The organism is Winogradskyella poriferorum (assembly GCF_050618035.1).
In the GTDB taxonomy this organism is placed as follows: domain Bacteria; phylum Bacteroidota; class Bacteroidia; order Flavobacteriales; family Flavobacteriaceae; genus Winogradskyella; species Winogradskyella poriferorum_A.
The window spans coordinates 1-244 of record NZ_JBODPY010000083.1 but is presented as its reverse complement, the minus strand read 5'-3'; the positions used below and the strand labels follow the sequence as shown (position 1 = coordinate 244).

The following is a 244-nucleotide window of genomic DNA, read 5'->3' as shown; positions in this document are numbered from 1 at the left end:
ATTTTTGACCTTTGTGCGCGAGTCGATATTAAAAAAATTAATCGTCGTGTGATGGAAAAGCTTATCATGGCAGGGGCATTTGACCGATTAGGCCCTCACCGTGCGGCATTGATGTCTTCCCTTGAAGATGCATTAAAAGCGGCTGACCAACACGCTAAAGCAGAGGCAATAGGCCAAGCAGATATGTTTGGTGTATTAGCGGAAGCACCTGAACAAGTCGAAAGTTCATACGCCAGTGTGCCTA

At 45.9% G+C, this 244-nt stretch carries 1 protein-coding gene; it reads left to right on the top strand.

Going from position 1 to position 244, the window contains the following annotated elements:
* On the top strand, nt 1-244 hold a 244-nt coding region (locus ACRHOC_RS15005; RefSeq protein ID WP_431159426.1), incomplete at its 3' end, for a hypothetical protein.